This is a genomic window from Streptomyces sp. NPDC054840 (genome assembly GCF_053611065.1).
In genome coordinates, this window is the sequence record NZ_JBSGZP010000303.1 from 1 (window position 1) to 8390 (window position 8390).

The 8390-nt window shown below is 72.7% G+C and carries 7 protein-coding genes and 1 pseudogene; 4 read left to right on the plus strand and 4 right to left on the minus strand.

What is annotated here, in order from left to right; all coding sequences use genetic code 11:
- Positions 1-785: GNAT family N-acetyltransferase (locus ACWGIU_RS21290; RefSeq protein WP_453708033.1), on the plus strand; the 785-nt coding region annotated here is incomplete at its 5' end.
- Positions 786-916: 131 nt separating this feature from the next.
- Here ACWGIU_RS21290 and ACWGIU_RS21295 read toward each other — a convergent pair.
- From ACWGIU_RS21295 to ACWGIU_RS21305, 3 genes are all read right to left on the minus strand, one after another.
- Positions 917-1360, minus strand: a complete 444-nt coding sequence (locus tag ACWGIU_RS21295; protein WP_453708035.1) for an SSI family serine proteinase inhibitor — start codon at positions 1358-1360, stop codon at positions 917-919.
- 447 nt (positions 1361-1807) lie between these two features.
- Positions 1808-2269: a Crp/Fnr family transcriptional regulator gene (locus ACWGIU_RS21300; protein WP_453708037.1), complete on the minus strand. Its 462-nt coding sequence runs from the start codon at positions 2267-2269 to the stop codon at positions 1808-1810.
- A gap of 187 nt (positions 2270-2456) precedes the next feature.
- A complete protein-coding gene (locus ACWGIU_RS21305; protein ID WP_030758427.1) occupies positions 2457-2765 on the minus strand; it encodes a hypothetical protein in 309 nt (102 codons plus the stop codon).
- Between the two features lie 252 nt (positions 2766-3017).
- On the opposite strand from ACWGIU_RS21305, the pseudogene ACWGIU_RS21310 reads away from it, so the two are divergent.
- Positions 3018-3296: pseudogene (locus ACWGIU_RS21310) on the plus strand (glycoside hydrolase); the annotation flags it as partial.
- On the opposite strand, the gene ACWGIU_RS21315 reads toward ACWGIU_RS21310, so the two are convergent.
- Positions 3297-4781, minus strand: coding sequence for an MFS transporter (locus ACWGIU_RS21315; RefSeq protein ID WP_453708039.1), 1485 nt, complete (start codon positions 4779-4781; stop codon positions 3297-3299).
- A gap of 90 nt (positions 4782-4871) precedes the next feature.
- On the opposite strand from ACWGIU_RS21315, the gene ACWGIU_RS21320 reads away from it, so the two are divergent.
- A complete protein-coding gene (locus ACWGIU_RS21320; protein WP_453708041.1) occupies positions 4872-5459 on the plus strand; it encodes a helix-turn-helix domain-containing protein in 588 nt (195 codons plus the stop codon).
- Between the two features lie 172 nt (positions 5460-5631).
- Entirely contained in the window at positions 5632-8361 is a 2730-nt protein-coding gene (locus tag ACWGIU_RS21325; RefSeq protein ID WP_453708043.1) for a DNRLRE domain-containing protein, read from the plus strand.
- Positions 8362-8390: the final 29 nt, after the last annotated feature.

Sequence of the window (8390 nt, forward strand, 5' to 3'; positions counted from 1 at the left end):
GGGCCGACGAGGAGGGCTGGAATCCCGGGGACTCGGACCGGTTCGCCTTCGCGGTCGCCGACCCGGAGGGGTTCCTCGTCGGGCGGCTGGACGGCGAGCCGGTGGCCTGCATCTCCGCCGTGCGGTACGGCGGAGGCTTCGGCTTCATCGGCTTCTACATCGCCCGGCCCGCCGTCCGCGGCCAGGGGTACGGCATCCAGCTGTGGCGCGCCGGGATGGAACGGCTCGACGGGCGGCTCGTGGGCCTGGACGGGGTCGTCGACCAGCAGGACAACTACCGTAAGTCCGGATTCCGTTCGGCTTGGAACAACTTCCGCTACGAAGGCGCCCCGCACGGGGACGACGACAGTCCGGTCGCGATCGTGGACGCGGGCACCCTGCCCTTCGGTCGGCTCGCCGCCTACGACCGGCGGTTCTTCCCCGCGTCGCGGGACGCCTTCCTGTCCGCCTGGACCGGGCTGCCCGGCCGCACCGCCCTCGCCGCCGTCCGGGACGGCCGGATCGAGGGCCTCGGCGTGATCCGCCCCTCCAGCGCCGCCCACCGGATCGGCCCCCTCTACGCGGCCACCCCGGCGGTGGCGGCGGCCCTGCTGCGGCGGCTGGCCCGGCACGCCCCCGAGGGCCGGGTGTCCGTGGACGTGCCGGACGCGAATCCGGCGGCCGCCGCGCTCTTCGAACGCCTCGGCCTGGCCCCGGCCTTCGAGACCGCCCGCATGTACACGGGTCCGGCACCGGACCTCGCCCTGACGGAACTGTTCGGGGTGACCAGTCTCGAACTGGGATGACGATCCAGCCATGTTGCCGGCAAGCGCTTCTCCCGGCCGGGCGCGCCCCCGACGTGGACGGGGGCAGGCCCTGTGAGCCGGGCCGGACGGCGGTCGCACGGCGCCGCCCGGCCCGACCGCTTCACGGGGGGTCAGAAGCCGAACAGCGTGCCGGAGGTGTTCCGCAGGCCGCACGGGTTGGCGAAGGTGTACGTGTAGCTGAGCCGGCGGCCCTGCCACACCCCGACGGCCGTCACCGTCATCGGGTTCCACTCCCTGGTACAGACGGCGTCGGCGGCCGGTGCGGCGAGCGGGTCGAGCTGCGAGCCGTTCGCCCGTAATTCGGCGCACGCCGCGACCGGGCTCGGGTGCGTCCCGCCGGGCGTCGGCGAGCAGACGAGGGTCACCGCACGCATGACCGTGCCCGTCTCGGCATCGGGCCCGGCCGTCACACTGAGCACCAGCGCGGACGGCGCGTACAGGCTCTCCGTACCGGTCGGCGCGGCACCGGCCGTACCCGGCCAGGCCAGTGCGGTGAGCGCGGTGAGCGCCATGGCGGCGGAACCGAGCCCGAGACCCTTTGCGATGGACCGCATTGCGAACACTCCCTTGGGTTGGTGTTTCGGATAGCGGACGCAGTCTTACCGACCTGAGAGTCGAACGCCCTGTCGCACCCTCATTTTTCGTCACCGATCGTGTACGAATGACTGCAGACCGCAGCCGTGCGGGAGGGCTGACCTGGAGGGGAACGAGCCGCCGAATCGGCCGAACACCGATCCGGGACACCTCCCCGAAACCTGCCGAACCGAGGCTGTGATCTGCCGGGACGGGGGTCCGGACTCCTCCGGGGGGAGGGCGGGCCCCACCCCTCGGGGGCGTGCCCCTGTGATGCCGTGGGAGGCCCCACGTCGACCTTCGGCGCTCGCTTGCCGCGGCCGTCCCCGCCGCGTTGAGCCTGCGGCGCGGGGCGGTCGACGCGGCGGGAGGGCGTGATCAGTGCCCAAGGGCGGTTCGGTCATCGCCGGTGGACCGGCGCTCGGCCCTCAGGCGGTGCTGCTGAGGCGGGGCGCGTACAGCTCCAGCAGGCGGGTGCGTGTCTGCTGCAGGCGCATCGCGAGGACGCGCCCGACCCAGTGCCCGATCGCGGAACCGAAGGTGGGATCGGCGTCCATCAGCATCCGGACGCTCGCCGCGTCGAACTCGTACGCCCGGACCGGCGTCATCGCCCCCGCGCTCAGCTGCCACACGTACGGAGGGAAGAGCCAGGACCAGCCCACCAGCTCCCCGGGGCCGAGGCTCTCCACGGGCGCGGGCCGGCGGCCGGCGACGGGGATCTCCAGGGTCACGGTGCCGGATCGCACGATCCAGAAGGAATCCGCCCGTGTGCCCTCGTCGAAGATACGCGCGTTCTCCGGGAAATTGACCTCACGGGCCTGCGACATCAGCCGTCCACGGTGGTCGGTGGACAGGACGGCGGCGATCCGGATGGGGGAAGGTGTGCTCACGACGGCCTCCGATCACGACCCCCCACGACGCTCCTGCCCTCCCAGTGTCGCCGAAAGGTGCCCTGTCGCGGCCTGACAGGACCGGTTTCTTCCACGCCCGGTGCGGGAACCGGGCTCCAGAGGCCTTGTCCGCCCGGCTTTCCCCGGATCGTGTCCGACACAGTCCCGTCTGCCCCGTGGTCACGGCCTAAGGGCTGTCCTCGGCATTCGCCTCCAAACAGGCCAGCTCCATCGCGTCCAGCACGGCCTCGTGGCTGCGCCCGCTCAGCTCGGCGACATTCTCGATCTGGGCCGTCGCCCAGGCCGCCAGCGTCATCACCAGCACCCTGAGCCCGTCGGTACCGTGTTCGGCCAGGACCGCGTCGGCGACGACCATGGCCTCCTCGGGGACCTGCTCGGGCGGTTCGAGGCCCGCCAGACCGCGCAGCAGGGTGAGGGTGCGGCGTGAGATCTCCGGTGTCATACCCGCCAGCCGCATGTCTTCGTCGTCGTCCATCCGCCCCGCCCTCCGGTGCCGTGCCGTTCACCTCAGGGCACGGTAGAGGGGCGCGGCCCCGCGCGGGGCCGGTTCTTCAGGGTGACGGTGCGTGACCGGGCGTCGAGCGGCCGAAACCCGGCGGATGCCGACCGTGGCCGAAAGCGCTCCCGCGTTCGACTTCCTCCGGAAGCGACCCGCCGGTAACCTGCCGCCGGCAGCCGCCCGCCGGGGCGGCCGATTCCGGCAGGAGCGAGATGAAGAGCCCCTTACGCGCGCCAGTTCCTGATCGGCTACAGCCTGCGCGGTGAGCGGGTCTCGGCGGCGCTGTGCGCCCCGGCCCGTACGGGGCTTCCCGGAGGCGGCCGGACGGTGTGGTTCGACCGGGGCGACAACCGCCCGGCGGGCGGCCCCGGCGGCGACTTCGCCCACGGGAACCACAAAGGGCAGTGCCTGCCCACCGAGTACGCGGCGGGCATCGCCTTCACCACCCGCGCCGCCGCCCGCCCCTCCCCGGCCGCCCTGCTGTGCCGCCCCCTCCCCGCCACGTGATCAGCGATTCGGTACAGCGGCGATCCGATCACCGCTCGGACCGGCCTCGGTGCGGCCCACCGCTGCGACGGCGGCGAGTGCGACGAGGACCAGGACCGAGGCGACCATGAAGGTGAACCGCATCCCGGTGGCCACGGCCCCGGCGGATGCCGAGGCGATGTCGGCGGACGCCGACGCGTGCGCGAACAGGGCGCCCATGACGGACGCGCCGGTGATGAGGCCGAGGTTGCGCGAGAGACCCAGCATGCCGGAGACGACGCCCCGCCGGTCCGGGGCGACGTCCGCCATGACGGCGGTGTTGTTGGCCGTCTGGAACACCGCGTAGCCGGCGGTCACGACCGCGAGCGGGGCGACGTACCCGAGGACACCGAGCGAAGCCGGCATCAGGGACAGGGCGAGGGCACCGGCCGTCATCGACACCAGCCCGAGCAGGGCCGGGCGCCGCGCGCCGAAACGGTCCGCGAGACGGCCGGCGGGCACCCCGGTCACCGCGGCGACCAGCGGACCGACCGACAGGACGAGTCCGACCGGGGCCTCGCCGAGCCCGAGCGTCCGGGAGAGGTAGAACGGCCCGACCACCAGCGTCGCCATCATCACCGTCGACACGAGCGCGTTCGAGGCGAGGCCCGGACCGATCACCGGATCGCGGAGGAGCGCCTGCTGGACCAAGGGCGAGGCCGCCCTCGCCTCGGCGCGCACGAAGAGGGCGACCCCGCAGGCGGCGGCCAGGAGCAGCGCCGTGTCGAGTACCCCGAAACGGCCGCCACCGAGGGTCATCGCGAGCGCGTAGGCCGCCAGCGTCAGCGCGAGCAGCAGCGTGCCCAGGTGGTCGAAGCGGGCCCGGTCGGCCCCGCGTTCCCGCCGGCCGGCGGGCAGATGACGGTGGGAGAGCAGGAACGCCGCGATCCCCAGCGGCACGTTGACGAGGAAGAGCGCCCGCCAGCCGAACCCGGCGAGCAGGGCCCCGCCCAGCGACGGACCCAGAGCCGTGCCCACCGCGGACATCGTGCCGAGCAGCCCCATGGCACTGCCCGTCCGCTCCTTGGGGACCGTCTCCCCGACGAACGCCATGGTGAGGGCCATCATCACGGCGGCTCCCAGGCCCTGGACCGCCCGGGCGCCGACCAGCAGCCAGAGTGTGGGCGCGGCGGCGCACAGCACCGAGGCCGCGGTGAACAGGGAGATGCCCGCCAGGAGCAGCCGTCGGCGGCCGACGAGGTCGCCGAGGCGTCCGGCTCCCACGACGAGGGTGGTGATGGCGAGGAGATAGGCGAGGACGATCCACTGGACCTCCTGGAAGGATGCGGAGAACACCTGCGCCAGGGTCGGCAGGCCGACGTGGGCGATGCCGGTGCCGAGCGAGGAGAGCAGTACGGAGAGGGAGACCGGCGAGTGCCCACCGGACCGTAGGCCGGTGGGCGCCGGCGGACGCCGTCCCGTGCTCGCCGCCGGTGCGGTGCTGTCGGTGTCCGGTCGCGGAATCACTGTGTGGGCTCATGGCGGGAGGGTGCGGCGCCGGGTGGCGGACGGCAAACGTTGTTGCCGTTTCCGGGACGGTCGGGGTGCAATGGCCGTATGGACGACAAGCCATCCCCGCATCAGGCCGTCCTCGACGAGGTCGCGCCCCGGCTCAGACGGCTGCGCGCCCGGCGCGGTCTCACCCTGGCCGCGCTCTCCGAGACGACCGGCATCTCGAAGAGCACCCTGTCCCGGCTGGAATCCGGGCAGCGACGCCCCAGCCTGGAACTGCTGCTGCCGCTCGCGGCCGCGTACCAAGTGCCCCTGGACGACCTGGTGGGCGCCCCCGAAGTGGGTGATCCCCGGGTGCGGCTGACCCCCCGCACCCTCCCGAACGGCGGCACGGCCGTCCCGCTGACCCGGGGCCCGGCCCCCCTCCAGGCGTACAAGATGCTCATCCCCGACCGGGGCGGCGAGCCCGATCCGCGGACGCACGAGGGCTACGAGTGGCTGTACGTGCTGGAGGGCCGGCTGCGCCTCGTCCTCGCCGAGCACGACCTGGTCCTCGGCCCGGGCGAGGCCGCGGAGTTCGACACCCGGCTGCCCCACTGGTTCACCAGCGCGGACGGGCGGCCGGTGGAGATCCTCAGCCTCTTCGGGCGGCAGGGCGAACGCATGCACGTCCGGGCGAAGCCCCGCGGGTGATCGCGGGGCTCGGCGCGATTTTGCATCCGATGTGTCAAGTGGGATGAACCAGGCCTCGAATCGCTCTAGGGTGCGCCCGTGGGCATGGCTGTGGACTGCAGTTCGGCGATTTTCGGCCATCTCCCGCACGGTCGCACCGTACGGCCGTACCGCACATCGAACTGGGGGATTCATGCGTAGATCCCGAGGGCTGGTGGCCGCTCTCGCCCTGTCCCTGGCCGGAACCGGAGCGGGGATGGGCCTCGGCCTCGTCCCGCAGGCGGCGGCGCTCACCCCGCCCGTCGCGTTCACCGCCGACGCGCTGTCCACCTGGCAGCCCGACGGCGTCGTGTGGGCCCTCGCAGAGGCGGGCGGCCAGGTATTCGTCGGCGGCACCTTCTCCACGGTGCGCCCGCCTGCCGGAGGCTCCGGAAGCGAGCGGTCGGCCGTGAACTTCGTGGCCCTCGACGCCGCGACCGGCGCCCCGACCTCCTGCGAGCTGTCCTTCACCGTGGGCTCCGGCACGGCCACGGTCCGCGCGCTCGCCCTCTCACCGGACAAGGAGACCCTGTACGTCGGCGGCTACTTCGGCGCCGTCAACGGCACCGCCGTCTCCAGTCTCGCCGCCGTCGACGTGGCGACCTGCACGGTGGAGCAAGGTTTCCGCCCGGCCTTCGCGGCCACCGTCCGGGCCCTCGCCGTCACCGGCGACACCGTCTACGCGGGCGGTGACTTCCTCAGCGTCTCCGGCCAGCCGCGCCGGCGCTTCGCCGCCGTCGGCGCGGCAGACGGAGCCCTCAAGCCCTTCACCGCCGACGCCGACGAGTCCGGGCGCGCCGTCGAGGTCACCCCGGACGGCAACAACGTGGTCCTCGGCGGCGACTTCTTCACCGTCAACGGCACGAACACGCACGCACTGGCCGTCGTCGACTCGACGAGCGGCGCGCTCACCAAGTCGTACGCCGGATTCATCGAGACCAACTCCGTGGTCAAGGACATCGCCACCGACGCCACCGGCTTCTACACCGCCAACGAGGGCACGGGCGGCGGGGTCTTCGACGGCCGGATCGCCCTGAACCTCAGCGACTTCGGTCAGCGCTGGCGTGACACCTGCCTCGGCGCCACCCAGGCCGTGCTGCCGTACCGGAGCGTGCTCTACAGCGCCTCGCACGCGCACGACTGCTCCAGCGTCGGCGAGTTCCCCGACGGCCAGCGCCACCACCTGCTCGCCCAGCCCACCACCGGCACCGGCAAGCTCGGCTGGGCCCCCGACACCAACGACGGCATCGGCGAGGGCATCGGGCCGCGCGTGATGACGGTCGGCTCCAAGGGCGGCGTGGAGTACCTGTGGGTCGGCGGGGAGTTCACCACCGTCAACGGCGCGGCGCAGCAGAGCCTGACGCGCTTCGCCTCGACCGGGGACACCGGCGCGCCCACCGTGCCCGTGGCGAGCGCGGTCAGCTTCGAGCCGGACGAGGCCCAGGTGCGCTGGCGTACCAGCCTCGACCTCGACGACAGCGCGCTGACCTACCGGATCTACCGGAACGGTGCGGCCACGCCGATCGCCACGGTCACCGCCGACTCGCTGTTCTTCAGGCGTCCGCAGGCCTCCTGGACCGACACCACCGTGGTAGCGGGACAGTCGTACACCTACCGCGTGACGGCCACCGACGGGGCCGGCAACACCAGCGCCCTGTCCGCGACGGCGAGCGTGACCGTCCCGACCACGGCGGAGGGCTACCCCGACAAGGTCCGCACCGACGGGTCCGAGCTGTACTGGCGCTACGACGAATCGGCCCTGCCCTTCGTCGCCGACTCCTCGGCGGGCAACCAGAGCGGCGTCCACCACAACGCCCCCGCCCTACGGCAGACGCCCGGCGCGGTCTCCGGCGCGAGCACGGCGATCGGCTTCAACGGCTCGAACACCCACGTGTACGGGGACAAGCGGCAGACGATCGGCAGCACTTACAGCGTCGAGACCTGGTTCCGGACGGACACCACCCGCGGCGGCAAGCTCGTCGGCTTCGGGAGCCGCCAGGTCGGCGCCAGCAACCAGTACGACAAGCATGTCTACATGACCAACGACGGACGGCTGGTCTTCGGCGTCTACACCGGAGCCACCCGCACGATCACCACACCGGCCGCCTACAACGACAACCAGTGGCACCACGTCGTCGCCACCCAGGGTCCGGGCGGGATGACCCTCTACGTGGACGGCGCGCAGAAGGGCACGCTGAACGTCACCACACACGAGAACTACTCCGGCTACTGGCGCACCGGCGGCGACAACCTCACTTCCTGGCCGAACCGCCCGACCAGCGACTACTGGGCGGGCCGGCTCGACGAGACCGCCGTCTACCCGTCGGTGCTCAGCGCCGCGCAGGTGCAGAACCACTACGCCCTCGCCACCGCCCCGGCCGACTCGGTGGTCCAGGTGGCCGCCGCGGAGGACACCTACGCCAACGCGGGGGCACCCGCCACCAACTACGGCACCTCGGCATCACTCGCCGTGCGAGGCACCTCGTTCTACGCGAGCTACCTGCGCTTCGACCTGCCCGCCGCCCCAGCGGGCACGGTACTGAAGTCGGCCGCGCTCAGCGTGAAGACGAGCACGCAGAGCGGCGCCGGCACCACCGACACCGTCTCGGTCGTCCCGGTCACCGGCGCGTGGAGCGAGAGCGGGACCACGTACAACAACCGCCCAGCGCTCGGTGGTCCGGCGCTCGGCACCTTCGCCGGGATCGTCGACGGTTCGGCGGTGCACACCACCGGCCTGACCACCGCCGACGTCGCTTCCGCGCTCGGCGGCAGCTACGGCCTGGCGCTCAGCAGCACCGGCACGGACGCCCTGTGGCTGTGGTCCTCCGAGGCACCGGCGAACGAAGGGACGCCGCAGCTGACGCTCACCTTCGGCGCACCGTGACCTGACGGGCCAGGGGACAGGAGGGGGCG

Coding starts and splice junctions, on each gene's coding strand:
- ACWGIU_RS21295 (WP_453708035.1), bottom strand. CDS start 1,360: ATGCGGTCCATCGCAAAGGGTCTCGGGCTCGGTTCCGCCGCCATGGCG.
- ACWGIU_RS21305 (WP_030758427.1), bottom strand. CDS start 2,765: ATGGACGACGACGAAGACATGCGGCTGGCGGGTATGACACCGGAGATC.
- ACWGIU_RS21320 (WP_453708041.1), top strand. CDS start 4,872: ATGGACGACAAGCCATCCCCGCATCAGGCCGTCCTCGACGAGGTCGCG.
- ACWGIU_RS21325 (WP_453708043.1), top strand. CDS start 5,632: ATGCGTAGATCCCGAGGGCTGGTGGCCGCTCTCGCCCTGTCCCTGGCC.